Raw genomic sequence first — 17495 nt, 5'->3', positions numbered from 1 at the left:
GTTCTGATTAAAATTGAAGCCATCGGCTTGAATTATTCGGATACCATGCGCCGCCGCGGCGACCCTTGTTCCTGTACCGTCACTCACGCCACTTACATTGGGCGTGGAAATAGCGGGTACCTCAGGTTATAAAAAAAGAGTTTTTTATTAAGAGAAGGCGATGTTAGCCGTTTTGAAGCTAAACCGCGGGAACCGCCAGCGGATCGGTCATGGCGTAAACATAGTTGGTGATGATCCTCAGGTCGGTCAATAAAATCACATCGATGAGCTGCCTTTAGTGTACCCCCTGGGTAAGGAAGTTATCAACTGCTTCGGGAGCTGCATGTCCTTTGTTCTCAGAGATGCTTTTGCCAGTTTTACCAGGGCTTCAAACTTAGGATCGAAGGAGGCCTGGCCGATTCGTATTTCCATGATTTGCTCATCTGTAAACCCGTTCATTTTTGCAAATTTGCTGTGCGCACTCCGGCAGTATTCACAGTTATTAACCTGGCTTACGATCGGGTTAACGATCTCTTTTTCTTTATTGTCAGGGAGGTTTTGGCTCCCTGAATTGTTAAAAACGCAGACAGGGCATCACCGGAGTACGCAAAGTTTGCATACAGGTTAGGGACGAAGCCTATTGCTTTAATCAATGTATCAAAGATAGCTTGATTGGCCGCAGAAACCTCGTTTCTTCCGGGCACGTTAAATGTGGTTTCCATAGAAGTAAAATTAGGGGCTGTGCTTTTCTGTTCCTATGCATGATAAAGCGTTTCTGTGGTATCAAACGAATATTTACAGAGCAGCGGCCGATGTGATTTCGGTTTTATTAATACAAACCTGCCGGCAGATAGCTGACCATCAAAAATGAAGCCCGAGGACTGACGAGCTGAATATCAGGACAAACTGAAGCATCTTAATAAAGCTGTTTTTTTGGCAGAAAAAGAAAATGCACGAATCAGCTCATCCGTGCATTAAAAGTAGTATCGGTGTAAACTGATTCCAGTATTACCACTCAAAAACTACAAATAAAATAAGGACGAGACAACATGGGGATATTCCGCATCCATTGACGAATGCATTCCGAAAAAGAGTTCTGAGCGTTCTATTACGCTTTGACCATGCTATCTTCTTGGTTTAGATATTTAAATTTAAAATTTATTAACAGAACCCGCTGCTCTAATGAGCACGAAACAGGGTGGTTAAGTATGCCGGAATATCCAGCACAGGGACTGAATTGTTTATAATTGCGAGAAGTGCTACCGGATAAATATAAGATGATCATTTCAGCTGGGAACGAAGCCGCAATTCGTCCAGGTCTATCTCTCTTGACTGTGGCCCTAAGCTTGCCTTCCACCGCGAATGAGATGGCTTCTTCCATGTCCTTGCGGGTTCCGACGATGGAGCCCCGGATCGTTGTGCCATTGAGTATTCCCGGGTTTGGCCTTTGTTTGCTTTAATCCCTTATAAACGGTAACCCCGGCACAAATTATCGGAGCCATTTCTGTAAATTTAATATGGGAAGGGAAATGCGCGACATACTGCGCGTCAGCCACGACGTATTCGGCAAAACCGCCGTCAACGCTGTAGCCGCCATTTTGTTGGGTTTCGCACAGGGTTTCCCAGCCCGTATAACAGTAGTCGCAACAGCCGCAGGCACTGTAAAGCCAGGGAACACCCACGATATCGCCTTCCCTGATCTTATTGACGCCTTTTCCCAAAGCGATCACGTAGCCGATGGCTTTATGGCCGGAGACTAAAGGCATTTTCGCTTTGGCCGGCCAGTCGCCCTGGCAGGCATGCAGATCTGTATGGCAAATACCGCAGGTGATCACCTTTACCAGGATCTCGTTTTTACCGGGTTCCCTCACGGGCATTTCTTCGATATGCAGCGGCTCTCCAAATCCATGAATGACGGCGGTTTCCATTTTTTTCGGGTATCATAAACTTTATATTCGTGTTGGTTTGACAGCACTGAAATTACGTCCTGGTTTATCCAATAAGAAAGCCCGCAAAACTGTGAGCTTTCTTATTAAACGGCTGGGCTAAATTAATAGGCGCTTTCCGGCGTAGTCACCCGGATCAGTTTGGAGTTGACGAATTCGTATATCGCAGCCTGTGATTGCTCCCTGCCGTAACCGGAATGTTTGGTGCCGCCAAAAGGCAGTTCAGGGGCGATTCCGGTCACATGGTTGATATAGACCATGCCCGTATCGATCTGCCTGGCGACCTTAACCGCACGTTCATTATTCGAACTGAACACGCTGCCGCCCAGACCGTAGTCGGTGGCATTGGCCAGGTCAATTGCCGCCTGCTCGTCCTTTACTTTGTAAAACATAAACACGGGGCCAAAGATCTCTTCCTCATACGCCGCAGTTCCAGGCTGTATACCGGTCAGGATCGTAGGCTCCATAAATGCGCCAGGACGATCAATGCGGTGCCCGCCTGCTAAAACGGTCGCGCCCTGTTCTACCGCTTTTTGTACTTGTTTGATCACGTCTTCGACCGCTTTTTCGCTACTGAGGGGGGCCAGATCGGTTTGTTCGTCCATCGGGTCACCTACCTTTAAAGCAGCGAATTTGGCCTTTACTTTGTCCAGGAACAGGTCGGCTATTCCTTCCTCTGCGATTACCCTTTTCGGCGATACGCAGACCTGCCCGGCGTTCCACATACGGCCACGCACGGCAGCCTCGGCGGCTTGTTCCACATCGGCATCGTCCAGCACGACAAAAGCGTCGCTGCCGCCTAATTCCAGCGTAGATTTCTTGATATATTTTCCGGCAGCGGCGGCGATGGAAGAACCTGCCGGCTCACTCCCGGTCAGCGTTACCCCTTTGATCCTCTTATCGGCTACTAAAACATCAATTTTGCTGCCGGGAATAAATAAGTTCTGGTAAACACCTGCGGGAAAACCAGCTTCCAGGAAGATATCTTCCATGATCTGGGCGCATTGTGGTACGTTTGAAGCATGTTTAAGCAGCATGGTATTACCTGCCATCAGGTGTGGCGCTGCGGAACGGGTGATCTGGTAGAAAGGGAAATTCCAGGGCTGGATACTTAATAAAACCCCGATCGGCTCAAAACTTAAGAAAGCTGAACCCTGCGGGGTTTCCAGCGGCTGATCGGCCAGGAACTTTTCGCCGTTCTCCGCATAATAATCAAAAATAGCAGCGCAAAGCCCCACTTCCGCACGGCTTTCCGTTACCAGTTTTCCCATTTCCAGTGTGGCCAGTTTTTCCAGTTGAACTGATTTAACGCGCATCAAGTGGGCCACACGGCGCAAAAGCTGCGCACGATCCGCCATCGGCGTTTTTTTCCAGGTTTGAAAAGCATGATCGGCAACCGCGATCTTTGATTCGATCTGCTCATCGCCCATGATTTCGAAAGATTTGACCAGTTCATTGTTAAAAGGGTTTACCGTTTTTATCGGCGAAGTTTTCGCTGCTGTTTCCATTTTGATTGATTTTAAATACTCTTTCAAAATTAGAAACTCGCTGGCCGGCAGAAATGACACAGAACAACTTTTGAAATGAGCATACTCATTTCTTTCGGCGTGGTTTTTCCTAAAATTTGCCTTGTTAAACAATATATCATGAGCAGGGAACTGATAGAATTTTCGGACCGGATAGATGAATTGTTCGATCATCAAATGGTTGAACCAGATGATTTTTGGGAACAACCGTGTAACCTGTTTATCTGACAATATTTACTTCTTGCACGTTGCATCCATGCCGAAATATTTAAGCATGTTAGGAAAAGACAAAATACCGGACACTTACCGGGGAAAATAACGGAATCGGAGTAGAATAACATGAAGAAATAGACGACGAAGCGGATGAAACGTGGTGCCTGTTTGACGGACAACTGGTGGATGCCGAATTATATGCCATATGGACCAAATTTGCGGCCGGCGTAAGGATATTGATTATATCCTGCAGCTGCCATAGCAGTACAATCATCAAATTTAATAATACCGAGATTATCCGTAAAGGCGCGAAAACCTTCCGGAACGAGAGGCAGGAAAAACTTATATACAGCGCAAAGATTTTTACGACAATATTCAAAAAGCCACGGCTGCATCCAATCATTTACCGGTCAAAGCCTCGGTCAAACTTCTTTCCGCCTGCAAAGATGATGAACTTTCTTACGAAGGACCACTAAACGGTGCTTTCACTAAAGCATTGCGGGATGTATGGGCATCAGGCGGATTCAGCGGCAACTACGAGCATTTCAAGGGCCTGATTAAAAGCAAACGATCCGGTCAGGCGCCGCAGTTATTGAACATCGGACAAAACGATGTGGTCCGGTTTCATCGACAATCGCCCTTGAAAAAGACACCAAATACGAATTCTATCCGGCCCCCAAAGGCTTTTACATCGGTTTACAATATAATTTCCGACTTTCATGCAATAGCAAGTCAACCACACTCAGTGAGCTACATGAAAAAAGCCCCGCCCGGAATATTAAACCTGATAATGACCAATATCATTAAATGGGCCGTTAACGATCACCTTGTTTTCGTGCTGTTAGTGTAACTTTAATTATTCAACAATCAGTAAATGCTAAAATGACTGCCCAGGGATTTAGATTTCTATTTTTTACAGGAAAAGGTGGCGTAGGTAAAACTACGCTGGCCTGCGCCACAGCGGTGGCCATGGCGGATAAGGGTAAGAAGGTGCTGTTGATCAGTACGGATCCCGCGTCCAATCTGCAAGATGTATTGGGCACCCCCGTTAGCGATCAAATAACGCAGCATCAGGATCTAAATCTCCTGTTCACGGTCAATATCGATCCCCAAACTGCTGCAGAAGATTACCGCAAAAGGGTGATAGATCCGCTTGCAGCCATTGCTACAGCTGATGAGATAAGCAAAATAAGAGAAGGGCTTTCTGGCGCCTGTACCACGGAGATCGCTTCCTTTGATGAGTTTTCCCGGTTTATCACCGGGGAAGGTCTTTCGGAAATATTTGATACCGTCATTTTTGATACTGCGCCGACCGGGCATACCATCCGTCTTCTGGAATTACCCGCCGCCTGGGATGATTTTCTTGGGAATAACCCGAACGGGGCTTCCTGCATCGGGCCTTCGTCGGCCCTGAAAAGTAGTAGGGAAAGATATGAAAAGGTAGTGTCCAGTTTAAGAGATCCCTTGCAAACTACTTTTTTCCTGGTAACGCGGCCCGACGCTACATCATTGAAAGAAGCGGGCAAAACAAGCCGGGATCTGATCGACCTGGGGATGGCCAATCAAAGCTTATTGATCAACGGAATATTTCAGGCAAGGGACCAAACGGACACTACCGCGCTAAAAATGGAAAAAATAGCGGAAAGGGAATTGCTGGAGATGCCCGGGACATTAAAAAACCTAGCTGCTGAGCGTTATGCATTATTGCCTTATAACGTACTGGGTCTGGAAAAGCTACGGTCTGTATTTGATACGGACCTCCAAAGTAAAATCGTATCCGCTGAATTTTTAAAATTAACGGAAGCTGGTCATTTGCTGCCTGATTTGAAGGCATTAGTTGATGAACTGGAAAAAAATAGCGATAGTGGCCTGATCATGACCATGGGAAAAGGCGGTGTAGGTAAAACCATCGTAGCAGCATCGATAGCAACGATGCTGGCCCATCGGGGGCATACCGTTCTTTTAACCACGACCGATCCGGCGGCACATATCAGGAACTTTATGGATCAGTTAACGGCCATCCCGGAAAAATTAACCATTGAACGGATCGACCCGAAAATTGAAACGAAGGATTATATCGATAAGATCGCCGCACAAAAGGGGAAGCATTTGGATGAGGAAGGTAAAAAACTCCTGCGTGAAGACCTTCAGTCGCCTTGCACGGAAGAAGTGGCTGTATTCCATGCTTTTTCTAAAGCAATTCAAAGTGCCAGGCGGCGGTTTGTGGTGATGGATACTGCGCCGACAGGCCATACACTACTACTGCTGGATACAACCGGCAGCTACCATAAGGAAATCATGAAAAACATGGCTGTAAGTCCAAGCAAGATTACCACACCGTATATGATGCTACAAGACGGTGTTTTTGCCAAGATTCTATTGGTCGCCTTACCGGAAACAACGCCCATGAGGGAAGCTGAAGCGCTTCAAAAAGATCTGCAACGGGCCGGAATTGTACCCTATGCCTGGGTTATTAATGAATGTCTTTCAGCTGTAAACGATTTAAAAGATCCCCTTTTAAGAAAACGGGCATCCGCTGAAGTCCCTATCATTGATCATATTGCTGCTCATTTATCAAAAAGAGCGTTTGAGATCCCATATATAGCGGAAGAAAAATTGCTGCCGGCGATCCTTTCACGCTATGACGACGCGGTGATCCAGGCGACTTGATTTTTTGCCCGACTATAAAAGGCGTATATTATTGCCCATGAAAAGCTAACGCCGTTAACCGTAAAACGGGCCATAGAACCCATTGGCCTGTCGGCCTGTGACGATCATCGTTTCCGGGAACACGATCCTATGCTCTTGCTGATGGCTTTTTTCAGCCTGGTGCTTTTGCCGGTATCCTTTTTTTCAGAAAGATAGGGATTCCCGAAGTGATCGCCGTTTTTTTTACCATGCTTTCCATCCTTTTTTGATCTCCAGGTTCATCACCATATACTTTCCCCATCTGCCAGGGGGCTTGCCGTTGGACGGGCGTACACCATATTTGTTGAAGTAATAATTGGGGGATTGGCCAAAACGTTTGAAATGCAGGGGCAGGCCAATCTGTCCTTTATTGCTTATCACGCGGTCATATCGACAATAGACGAATCCTTTTGCAATAACTAAATGTATTTTGTTTTATCTCTGGTTGGAAATAAAATGCCTTGTAAATCATTAATTTACAAGGTTATAACAGGTGTCGGTACCCGATTTTGTAGACGACTTCGGCAATTCGAAAACTAATAGCAGGTTAACAAGTTTTATTTCTCCAGTACATAGATTTTCTTTTCGTCAAAATCCCAAACCGTTTTGTATTGGTCAAAAAACCGGTAGCCCAAATATATATAGCTGGCCTCGTTGATTTGCATCCCTTTTCGAAACGGAGCATTGTCTGCAAAGGTATATGGAGCAATACCTTTGATATTTACTTTCAATCTACCATTTAAAACAACATCATTAACATTCACTATCGGATCATCAAATGCTATAATCAAATATACAAAATGCAGTAATATGAAATACTGATCGCTTAATTAATTATATAATTTCTATAGAAATTGTAGTATTTATCAAATCTTTTTCTACATTTGTACCAGTAAACAAAATCACTACAAAAAAACAGTTTAAAAGCAACCACCATGCAACCCGAACTTTTACTTAAATACGGCTTTGCTAATCAACATTTAACTGCTTCTGCTTTTATATGCTGTTGTCCTTCTTGTTGTTGCTGTTAATAAAGCAATACAGGGATTCTCTCCCTTCCTTTCATTCTGCTATTTATAGGCAGATGCTCTGATCCTTTTTAATTAACAGGTGCTTGTACCGGTAATGCGGACCGCTATAAGGTGCCTATGCTATAATAACTTAATCAGATTTATCATGACGCTTAACGACGTTTCCCTTATCGGGAAGAAGGTATTGGTGGGCATTATCGTAACCATTATCCCTTTCATTATCATCTTCGGAGGCCTGTGGCTCGGTCGCAAATTGCTCGACAATGCGCCGAAGGCCAAGACAGCGCAAATTGTTCAACCTCAAAACACCAACGTATCATGAAATTAGAACAATCAACCAAAAAGCAGATCATCAAAAACGCTTCATTGAGCTTGTTGCTGTACATACTGCCTATCGCACTCATGTTTGGCACTTTCGCCATTACTGGTCAGCGGCCTTGGGAAAAAAAGCGGCATCAGGATAAACAGGAAAACACAGTAAAAACTAAAACCACGAACTCGCAAGACAATGATTGAGCAAATAAAACAAGTAATAGATAACCTTAACGGCTACGGTTTTTCCGTTTTAACGCTGGTATTGGGCGTACTCGAATTTTCGTTCGGCCTGTACAAAAAACGTTGGAATAAAAATGAAAAATGGGTGGATATAGCCTGTTTTACAATTCCTAAACTGGTGGTGAGGCCCTTGGTAGCCTACTATAGTTTATTGGTATTGCCAGCTTTGTTACCGGCTTTAAAAAACACGTTTGATTGGGTGCCATTTTTATGGGGATGCGCCATCATAGCTGTGGCCGACGATTTGACCCAGTACTGGTATCACCGCCTGCACCATCAAGTGCCATGGTTATGGCGTTTCCACCGAACGCACCACTCGGCATCGTACATGGGCATGGCTATGGCCAGCAGGCAAAATATCATTTACACGCTGTTCTTTTCGCAAACTTATTTAACCGCAGCTTTGGTTTATCTGGGTTTGGGAATCCCAGCTTTGGTTGTGAAAGGTATTAAAGGTACTATCACCACGCTGGCGCATTCAAGCATCCCATGGGATAAACCTTTTTATCAGTATAAGGTGTTACATCCGCTGGCCTGGATATTGGAGCGCACCATATCAACACCAGCAACACACCACGCGCACCACGCAGCTACTACCGATGATGGCGTGGGTTATTACAAAGGCAACTTTGGCAATATGTTTTTTTGGTGGGATGTCATTTTCGGTACAGCGCACATCTCTCGCCAGTATCCTAAAGCTTACGGTATTTCGCACTATGGGGGCGACCAATGGTATGCGCAACTGGCCTGGCCAATTTTTAAATCGAAAGTTGAGGGAAGTGAATTAGCTGCCGATGGCCCTATGGTTAAGGACGATGTGCCTTTGCAGCCTCACCAGTTATACCGTCCTGATCCATTGGCCAAAGCCGAAGCGGAGCAACCTGTTGCAGAGTTCCAGTTACAGCCGGTAAAAGTGTAATGAAAAATAGAATACTGATATTGTTTGGGGCGATATTACTTGCTGCGTGCGGGCAGCAGGAAAAACCGGTGACCATTGCTGCTATTGCCCGGGTTCCGGGCAATAATAAGAAGGTTTGCTGCGAATCGAATTTACCAGGCAGGTTTAAAACAGCAGGGCTAAGCGGTGCTGCGCTTATCCTGCCTGATACTGGCAACACCCATGCCAACCATGCGGGGATGGTTTGGATACCCGCCGGGACTTTTAGGATGGGGGCAGATAACCAACAGGCCGAGCCCGATGAGTACCCGAAACACGATGTTACTGTTGATGGCTTCTGGATAGATAAAACCGAAGTAACCAATGCCGAGTTTGCCCGGTTTATTAAAGCTACCGGCTACGTCACCACCGCCGAGCGCAAGCCTGATTGGGATGAACTGAAAAAGCAAATGCCGCCAGGCACCGAAAAGCCTGCCGATAGTTTACAGGTACCAGCGTCGCTGGTATTTGTACCGGCAGAGCACCCGGTTAATCTTAATGAGTACGCGCAATGGTGGGCCTGGAAAACGGGAGCCAACTGGAAGCATCCCCACGGTCCCGGCAGTGATATCAAGGGCAAGGAAAACTACCCGGTAGTGCAGGTATCATGGTACGATGCCGTGGCCTACAGTAAATGGGCCGGAAAACGCTTGCCAACCGAAGCCGAATGGGAACGGGCGGCAAGGGGAGGACTGGAAGATAAAATCTACCCATGGGGTAATGAAAAAATAAACGAAGGACAGCCAAAAGCCAACACCTGGGAAGGAAGTTTTCCTTACAAAAATACCCAGCGAGACAGATACTATTATCTGGCCCCGGTAAGTTCGTTTAAACCAAACGGCTACGGATTGTATGATATGGCCGGCAATGTATGGGAATGGTGTGCCGATCTGTACAACAATAACTATTACAAAACATTGGGTACATCAAGCGTGAAAAACCCCAAGGGCGCTTCCAAATCGTACGACCCGGATGAGCCTTATGCCATAAAACGGGCGGTACGTGGCGGGTCATTTTTATGTAACGATAGCTATTGCTCTGGCTACCGGGTATCGCGCCGGATGAAAACTACCGAAGATAGCGGGATGGAGCATTTGGGTTTCCGTTGTGTTAGTAACTAAATTAAATACCCCGAATTAAATAATTGACCTGCCTGCTTAATGGCGGGCACAAACAGAAAGGAACATGAAACGATAATATTTACCTACTGCAAATAAGGGAAAAGCATTGCTTTTCCCTCCGGATCAAAACAACGAAACAGGGATCGATTGGCGTTGAGCCTGTTTTATGGTGTCATTTTAATTAATCAAATCTATGCAAAATATTGCAAAGGCGGGAAAAGGCTATACGTTGCCTTTTGCCCGGCGGGCAGCAGCCTTTACGCTGCAATTTATGGAGGATGCTTTTCATCCGCACCAATTATACAAGCTGTTTTACGCAGACAATCAACCGGCGGAGTTTTTAACCTTTAACAACCTGTCGACATGAAAAAACTGTTATTAATTACATTTTTATTATTGATAGGCTTGCCGTTGCTAACCATAGCGCAGCAAACCCAGCCTACTATCAACTCACACTTGGTTGGCCGTGTAATTGACAGTGCCACCCGCGAACCATTGCCTGGCGCGGTAGTAAAAATTCAGGGCACTACCCACGTTGTATCTACTGATATTGAGGGTAAATTCAGCTTTGTTACCGGGCAGAAATTTCCATATAAACTGATCATCACCTTTACCGGCTACGAAAAAAAGGAATTTATTGCCGATGGTAGCCCGGTGGAGATCAAGCTGAAAGATGCCCAAACCCAGCTAAACCAGGTGGTTGTTGTGGGTTATGGTTCGCAAAAGCGTAAGGATATTACCGGTTCGGTGGCTTCAGTGCCTGCTTTAGCCTTAAAGCAACCTATCCCGTCGTTAGACAGGGCTTTACAAGGTTCGGTATCGGGCATCCAGGTTACGCAGGCTACCGGGCAGCCGGGTGCAGGTGTTACCGTACAGGTACGCGGTGTGAACTCTATTAATGCCGTGGCCGAGCCGTTATATGTGATCGATGGTTTCCCTACATCAAACAGTAACTCATTAACTGATGCTGGTGTAACCAACGGCCCCAAGATCAATCCGCTGGCTTCGATCAATACCTCAGATATTGAAAGTATCGAGGTGCTGAAAGATGCTTCGGCTACGGCTATTTACGGTACCCGTGGTGCCAATGGTGTAATTATCATCACCACTAAAAAAGGCAAAGCAGGTGTATCATCCATCAATTACGATGGAAGCTTCGGCAGACAGGAGGTGATCAAAACTTTATTGCTGTTAAACAGTACCCAGTGGGAAGCGTTACGTAACGACGCTTTGATAAACACCGGCAAAACTGCCCAAACCGAAGCCCAGCTTAACCCTTATGGCGCCAACACAGATTGGCAGGCAGTCGCCTTCCGCAAAGCATACTCGCAAAACCATAGCCTTTCGATATTTTCAGGTACCGAGCGTACAAGGCTGGCATTTTCGGGCAACTACTTTAAGCAGGATGGTATCCTGCAGAACACCAACTTTGAGCGTTACGCAGGCAGGGTGAATGTGGAGCATGACTATAACGATAAGTTCAAGATCTCCTCCTACATAACCGGTAGCCGCAACACCGCGCAGGTTGCGCCGCAGGGTGTTGTTCCTGCCATTTTGCTGATGACACCTACCACACCAGTTTACAATGCCGATGGTTCGTTCTACGTCAAAAACGTTTTTGAAGGTACTTATGGTAACCCCATCAATACGCTGTATAACCAAACCAACCGTACCACTACCAGCCGTATTTTAGGTAATATCGCGGGCGATTATAAGATCACCGAAAACCTGACCGCAAGGGTGCTGGCCGGTGTGGATATCATCGATAATAAACAAAACCGTTACCTGCCTGCCACCGTGTATGAAGGTGCCGGTTATTCGGGCCTGGGCGAGGTTGGTACGCTTGATTCTTTCAATTGGCTTAACGAAAACACGCTTACTTACAATAAAAAATTCGGCAAGCACTCACTAAACGTATTGGCCGGTTTTACCCAGCAGCAGTTTAAGGCCGAGGGTGCCATAACCGGTTCATCGGGCTTTGTGAGCGATTACGATACCTTTAATAACCTGGGCTCGGGTAGCGTTACTTCGGTGTCAGGCAGCGGTTTCGCTATCGCGCCGTCGTCCTCATCAAACGTGTGGGCATTGAAATCATACCTGGGCAGGGTGAACTATGGCTTTAATAGCAAATACCTGTTAACGCTTACCTTGCGTGCGGATGGCTCGTCCAAATTCGCACCTGGGCACCAGTGGGCATCGTTCCCTTCGGCAGCCATTGCGTGGAATGCTTCGAGCGAGGATTTCCTGAAAAATGTGACCGCTGTTAGCCAGCTGAAGTTGCGTTTAAGTGCTGGTCAAACCGGTAACAGCGACATTCCAGCTTATCAATCATACTCGCAGCTGGGCTACTATCGATACAATTTCGGTAACTCAACGGTTGCCGGTTTCGCGCCGAACAGCTTGTACAATCCTAACTTAACCTGGGAAAAAACCAGCCAATACGATTTCGGTTTCGACTTAGGTTTGTTTAAAGACCGCATCACCGTTACTGCCGATATCTACTATAAAAAAACAACCAACCTGCTGCTTTACCTGCCATTGCCTGCAACCAGCGGTTTAACTATTATTACCAATACGGCCATTACCAACCCGCAGCAGTATGAAAACGTGGGTTCGGTACAGAATAAAGGTTTTGAATTGAGTATTAGCTCGCACAACTTAACCGGTGGTTTTGTATGGAATACCAGCCTGGTGTTCGCGGTTAACCGTAATAAGGTACTGAGCTTAGGAGGTAACGGTGTTAATCAGTTCATCCCCGATTCATCGTTGCCATCTATCATTAAAGTTGGCGAGCCTATAGGTTCGTTTATCGGCTATAAAACCAACGGCCTGATCCAGGCTGGCGGTCCGGTGCTTACCCCGGCGGCTAATACGCAACCCGGCGGACAAAACTATGTGGATATTAACGGTGATGGTAAAATTACCCAGGCGGCAGATAGGGTGATCCTTGGTAATGCGCAGCCTAAATTTACGGGCGGTATCACCAATACCTTCTCGTACAAAGGTATCGACCTGAGCGTATTTGTACAGGGATCGTACGGTAACAAGATCTATAACCAGCAACGTAACGTGCTGGAACTGGGTACCGGCTACACCAATGCCACCACCACTTTGCTTAACCGCTGGACCCCAACCAACACCAATACCGATGTGCACAGTGCCTACCAGGACCCGGCGCCAACCATATCAGATAGGTTTGTGGAGAACGGCTCATACCTGCGCCTCAAAAGCCTCAGCTTAGGTTACACTTTCCCGCAATCGGTGCTTTCTAAATCGCCTATTAAAAAGATCAGGATCTATGCCAACGCGCAAAATCTGGCTACCCGGACCAAGTACACAGGCTACGATCCGGAGGTGAGTAGCAACGAGCAATCGGCCATTACCTCGGGAGTTGATAACGGGGCGTATCCAAACAACAAATCATTTATTCTGGGTATAGGTATCACCCTGTAACCAATAACTTTTGATTTTTTTAACATGAAAACTAAAAATATTAAATACATGGTTTTACTGCTGGCTTTAGGCGCGGCATCATGCGCCAAGCTTAATGAAGACCCCCGATCATTTATTCCGGCCAGCCAGTTTTACAAAACACAGGCCGACGCCGTTGCGGCTGTTACAGCCGCTTACTCACTGCTTAACGCGGGCGCAAATAGTGTGCAAACGCCATACAATACCCTTTTTAACACCGGTATGAACTTTATGGCCGACGATGAAGGCCCCGGTCCGGGTGCTACCAATGCCGATGTACGGTCGCAAGCTGTTTTAGGACATTCGGCTTCCGGTTTGCGCATCCTGCAGATCTGGCAGCAGCATTATGCGGCCATTAAAAAGGCCAATATCGCTATCGATACTATCCCCGATATAAAATTTGATGCCACGCTGAACAAACGCCTGGTAGCCGAAGCTAAATTTTTAAGGGCGCTGTATTACTTTAATTTAGTGCGTTTGTATGGTGATGTGCCGTTGGTGTTGCATGATCAAACTTCTATCAATTTATCTGATTTGCAGGTGCCACGCAGTCCGGCGGCTACGGTTTACGCGCAAATAGAAACTGATTTAACCAATGCAGCAGTTGATCTGCCAAATAACTATACCGGTGCCGATGTTGGTCGTGCTACCGCGGGTGCTGCAAATGCTTTATTGGCTAAAGTTTATTTAACCGAACGCAAATGGAATAAAGCCGTAACCCAGGCTGAAGCTGTAATAAACGGCCCTTACGGATATGATCTGTTCGCCAACTATGCAGATGTATTTTTACCTGCTACCGAAAACGGCAAGGAACATATCTTCTCGGCCCAATTCAAATCAAACTCGCAGGGGCAGGGTAATAACCAGGCACCACGCTCGGTGCTGAACGGGATCCCCGGCATGGTAGGCAGCTATGCCGATCAGGTGGTTTTTTATTCGGTGCCTGATGTTACTAAACCGGGAGGGGTAGACAAATTTTTCAGCATTTATAAACTGTATTCGGCCAATGATAAGCGTAAACGCGTAAGCTTTGTAACCCGCTTTCAAAGCCCATCAACCAACCTATGGTATGGTAAGCTGAATGACCCAACCATTGCTAACGATTCTATCCCATTTTTCAATAAATACTTCGACCCAAGCGTAGCCGCAAACGAGGCCGAATCTGGTGCGAACGTATCGATCATCCGTTTTTCGGACGTATTGCTGATCCATGCCGAGGCCGAGAATGAGTTGAACGGCCCAACTGCTAAAGCTTATGCCTCTGTTAATCGGGTAAGAAGGCGTGCTGGGTTAGATGACTTGGCCGGGCTTGATCAAAACTCACTCCGTGATGCGGTTTATTTAGAGCGCCGGTTGGAGTTTGTATTCGAATATCAACGCTGGTTCGATCTCATCCGCGAGCGGGATGCATCAGGCAAAGGGATTTTGGAAGCCGCCTTGCTGAAGGTTGGGAAAACCAATGTGAGCAAAGGTGCGGCGGGCAAGTTTTACCTGTTCCCGATACCGCAGCAGGAGATTGATAATAGTAATGGTAAGCTTACTCAAAATCCGGGCTGGCAGTAACAAAGGCTTTTAAGATATAAAGGGCAATTGACAATACGATTTCTCCTCACCGCTCCCGCGCAATCCCACCCCAGGCTCGTCGAAATGACAAAAGGTTTATTTGGGCGCGAGATTTAACAAGATAATCGATAACCTATGAAAAAGATAATACTATTCCTCCCCGTCCTAACTACCCTAACCGGCACAGTATCTGTACAAGGCTCCGTAATAGAAAACGGCTCGCACGGCATCGATCCACTGGTTAGCACCGCAGTATTGCAGGCGCTTGATGAATACATGACCACCTTCAACGCCAAAGACCCGAAAGGCCGGGAAGATGCCTACCAGTTCCCCACTACAGATTGGCCGGCGGCAAAATGTCGGTATTGGAAAGGGCAGGCCTGCGCGATTCGGCAAAAGTATTTGGCGAATTACAAAAGCAAGGTTGGGAGCATAGCCAGTGGGACTATTGCAATATCGTGCAGGCATCTGCAGATAAGGTGCATGTTGATACCCGCTTTTCGCGGTTCCGGGCTGATGGCAGCTTGATAGGGTATTACAAATCACTATACATTTTAACCAAAGAGAAGGGCCGCTGGGGTATAGAATTCCGCTCCAGCTATGCCGAATAAAACCTACAACAACATGAAAACAAAAAGAATAACCTTGTTCCTGTCGCTTGGCTTGCTCGCAGCAATTACGGCCAAAGCGCAAAACGGACAAACACCGGTATTTGGCGGCACGGTGGGCAAAACGCTTGATGATTCGAAGGAGTGGTGGCCCGAGCCTCATAAAGCGCCCGCCGGCGCGCCAAACATATTATGGATCCTTTTGGATGATGTTGGCTTTGGTGCAACCAGCACTTTTGGCGGCATTATCAAAACTCCAAACTTTGATACGCTGGCCAATAATGGCCTGCGTTACACTAACTTCCACACGGCGGGCATTTGCGCGCCAACCCGTTCAGCTTTATTAACGGGGCGTAACCACCATTACGTTCACGAGGGTGGGTTTTCGCATGTAACCATGTCGGCGGGTTTCCCGGGGTATGATGGACGTATTCCATCGGATAAGGGGACCATTGCCGAGATCCTGCGCGAGAATGGTTACAATACCTTCGCGGTTGGTAAGTACGGGTTAACGCCCGATGAAGACGCAACCGATGCCGGTCCGTTTGACTGCTGGCCATCGGGTAAAGGTTTCGAGCATTTCTTCGGATTTTTAGGTTCAGCTACCGATCAGTACAAACCCGACCTGGTGGAGGATAACGCCCACGTAACACCAGATGGCCGTCACCTTACCGATCAGATCACTGATAAGGCGATCTTTTACCTAACCCGCCAGCATAACGTAGCGCCCGATAAACCATTCTTTTTATACTATGCGCCGGGCGCAACCCACTCGCCACACCAGGTAGCCAAAGAGTGGAGCGACCTGTACAAAGGCCAGTTTGATAAAGGCTGGGACGATTTCAGGGAGAAGGTTATCGCCAGGCAAAAACAACTGGGCATTATCCCTAATTATGCCAAACTGCCCGAGCGTAACCCGCGCATCCCGGCCTGGAAAACCCTGCCCGATGTCGAAAAAAAACTATACGCAAGATTCATGGAAATTTATGCAGGCTACCTCACTTACACCGATCACGCTGTCGGTCGTTTGATCAACCATTTAAAACAAAGCGGTCAGCTGGATAATACGTTGTTATTTGTAATTATCGGCGATAATGGCGCGAGCAAAGAGGGGACGGTTCACGGCGTGATCAATCCTAAAAAGAACTCGCCTAAACTGGCTACCGAAGAAAATTTCCTGAAAACCAACATTGAGGATATTGACGATATAGGCACACCGCAGTCCAGCACCAATTATCCCCTTGGTTGGGCACAGGCGGCCAATACGCCGTTTAAATACTGGAAACAGGATGCCAATTCTGAAGGCGGCACACGTAACCCGTTGATAGTTTATTACCCTAAAGGGATCAAAGATAAAGGCACTATCCGTACCCAATACGGCCACGTGATTGACGTGCTGCCTACTACTTTGGAGTACACCGGCATTAAACTGCCTGAATATATCAGGGGTGTAAAACAGGATACTATCCAGGGTACATCGCTGGTTTATTCGTTCGATCATCCCGAAGCCAAATCAAAACACACATTACAGCACTATTACATTTTTGGTTCGAGGTCAATTTACAGCGATGGCTGGAAAGCAGAAGCAGCGCACCACCCAGATAATGTGGAACTGGGAGATTTTAAAGTAGGGCAGAACGTACCGGATAAAAGTTTTGATGAAGATACCTGGGAGCTGTATAACCTGAACGAAGATTTTAACGAACGCGTAGACCTCGCCAAAAAATATCCTGAAAAGCTGAAAGAACTGAAAGAGGTATTCGAGGCGCAAGCGCAGAAAAACAACCTGTATCCATTTATTGATTGGTACGATGTATACCACCAGCGCATCCACAAAAACCACAAAAAATAACCAAT

General features: G+C 46.8%; 16 protein-coding genes. 10 read left to right on the top strand and 6 right to left on the bottom strand.

The window, feature by feature from the left end; genetic code table 11:
• Positions 1-255: 255 nt before the first annotated feature.
• The 4 genes from BLS28_RS31230 to BLS28_RS16945 all read right to left on the bottom strand — a co-directional run bounded on the left by BLS28_RS31230 (position 256) and on the right by BLS28_RS16945 (position 3682).
• Complete coding sequence (locus BLS28_RS31230; RefSeq protein WP_256337472.1) at positions 256-498, bottom strand: carboxymuconolactone decarboxylase family protein; 243 nt, start codon at positions 496-498, stop codon at positions 256-258.
• Positions 492-701 (bottom strand): hypothetical protein, encoded by a 210-nt coding sequence (locus BLS28_RS31225; protein WP_218134446.1) that lies wholly within the window; start codon positions 699-701, stop codon positions 492-494. The genes BLS28_RS31230 and BLS28_RS31225 overlap by 7 nt, the downstream gene beginning before the upstream one ends.
• A gap of 618 nt (positions 702-1319) precedes the next feature.
• Positions 1320-1907 carry an alcohol dehydrogenase catalytic domain-containing protein gene (locus BLS28_RS16950; RefSeq protein ID WP_091169877.1) on the bottom strand — a complete coding sequence of 196 codons (588 nt, stop codon included), beginning with the start codon at positions 1905-1907 and terminating at the stop codon, positions 1320-1322.
• A 122-nt stretch (positions 1908-2029) separates the two neighbouring features.
• Entirely contained in the window at positions 2030-3682 is a 1653-nt protein-coding gene (locus BLS28_RS16945) for an NAD-dependent succinate-semialdehyde dehydrogenase (RefSeq protein WP_256337465.1), read from the bottom strand.
• A gap of 864 nt (positions 3683-4546) precedes the next feature.
• Here BLS28_RS16945 and arsA point away from each other — a divergent pair.
• Positions 4547-6334 (top strand): arsenical pump-driving ATPase, encoded by a 1788-nt coding sequence (gene arsA / locus BLS28_RS16930; RefSeq protein WP_091169864.1) that lies wholly within the window; start codon positions 4547-4549, stop codon positions 6332-6334.
• Between the two features lie 222 nt (positions 6335-6556).
• Here arsA and BLS28_RS30905 read toward each other — a convergent pair whose 3' ends face one another.
• On the bottom strand, positions 6557-6733 hold the full coding sequence (locus BLS28_RS30905) for a hypothetical protein (RefSeq protein WP_176844495.1): 177 nt from the start codon (positions 6731-6733) through the stop codon (positions 6557-6559).
• Positions 6734-6909: 176 nt separating this feature from the next.
• The gene (locus BLS28_RS16925) at positions 6910-7083 is read right to left on the bottom strand and encodes a hypothetical protein (RefSeq protein WP_218134445.1); all 174 of its coding nucleotides are present in this window, start codon (positions 7081-7083) and stop codon (positions 6910-6912) included.
• Between the two features lie 445 nt (positions 7084-7528).
• On the opposite strand from BLS28_RS16925, the gene BLS28_RS30900 reads away from it, so the two are divergent.
• The 9 genes from BLS28_RS30900 (at position 7529) to BLS28_RS16890 (ending at position 17490) form a co-directional block, all read left to right on the top strand.
• Positions 7529-7705, top strand: coding sequence for a hypothetical protein (locus BLS28_RS30900; protein WP_176844494.1), 177 nt, complete (start codon positions 7529-7531; stop codon positions 7703-7705).
• Positions 7702-7899 carry a hypothetical protein gene (locus tag BLS28_RS16920; protein ID WP_091169859.1) on the top strand — a complete coding sequence of 66 codons (198 nt, stop codon included), beginning with the start codon at positions 7702-7704 and terminating at the stop codon, positions 7897-7899. The genes BLS28_RS30900 and BLS28_RS16920 overlap by 4 nt, the downstream gene beginning before the upstream one ends.
• A complete protein-coding gene (locus BLS28_RS16915; protein WP_091169857.1) occupies positions 7892-8857 on the top strand; it encodes a sterol desaturase family protein in 966 nt (321 codons plus the stop codon). Before BLS28_RS16920 ends, BLS28_RS16915 begins: the two co-directional genes overlap by 8 nt.
• Positions 8857-9996, top strand: a complete 1140-nt coding sequence (locus BLS28_RS16910; RefSeq protein ID WP_091169854.1) for a formylglycine-generating enzyme family protein — start codon at positions 8857-8859, stop codon at positions 9994-9996. Before BLS28_RS16915 ends, BLS28_RS16910 begins: the two co-directional genes overlap by 1 nt.
• A 193-nt stretch (positions 9997-10189) precedes the next feature.
• Positions 10190-10363 carry a hypothetical protein gene (locus tag BLS28_RS30895; RefSeq protein WP_176844493.1) on the top strand — a complete coding sequence of 58 codons (174 nt, stop codon included), beginning with the start codon at positions 10190-10192 and terminating at the stop codon, positions 10361-10363.
• Positions 10360-13449 carry a SusC/RagA family TonB-linked outer membrane protein gene (locus tag BLS28_RS16905; protein WP_091169851.1) on the top strand — a complete coding sequence of 1030 codons (3090 nt, stop codon included), beginning with the start codon at positions 10360-10362 and terminating at the stop codon, positions 13447-13449. The genes BLS28_RS30895 and BLS28_RS16905 overlap by 4 nt, the downstream gene beginning before the upstream one ends.
• A 24-nt stretch (positions 13450-13473) precedes the next feature.
• Positions 13474-15030, top strand: a complete 1557-nt coding sequence (locus tag BLS28_RS16900; protein WP_091169848.1) for a RagB/SusD family nutrient uptake outer membrane protein — start codon at positions 13474-13476, stop codon at positions 15028-15030.
• Between the two features lie 356 nt (positions 15031-15386).
• Complete coding sequence (locus BLS28_RS16895) at positions 15387-15641, top strand: DUF6841 family protein (RefSeq protein ID WP_091169844.1); 255 nt, start codon at positions 15387-15389, stop codon at positions 15639-15641.
• Positions 15642-15654: 13 nt separating this feature from the next.
• Positions 15655-17490, top strand: a complete 1836-nt coding sequence (locus BLS28_RS16890; protein ID WP_218134444.1) for an arylsulfatase — start codon at positions 15655-15657, stop codon at positions 17488-17490.
• Positions 17491-17495 lie beyond the last annotated feature (5 nt).

This window comes from Mucilaginibacter gossypii (genome assembly GCF_900100945.1).
Classification (GTDB): Bacteria; Bacteroidota; Bacteroidia; order Sphingobacteriales; family Sphingobacteriaceae; genus Mucilaginibacter; species Mucilaginibacter gossypii.
Note: the sequence above shows the minus strand (reverse complement) of the source record. Positions and strands in the feature narration are given on the sequence as shown.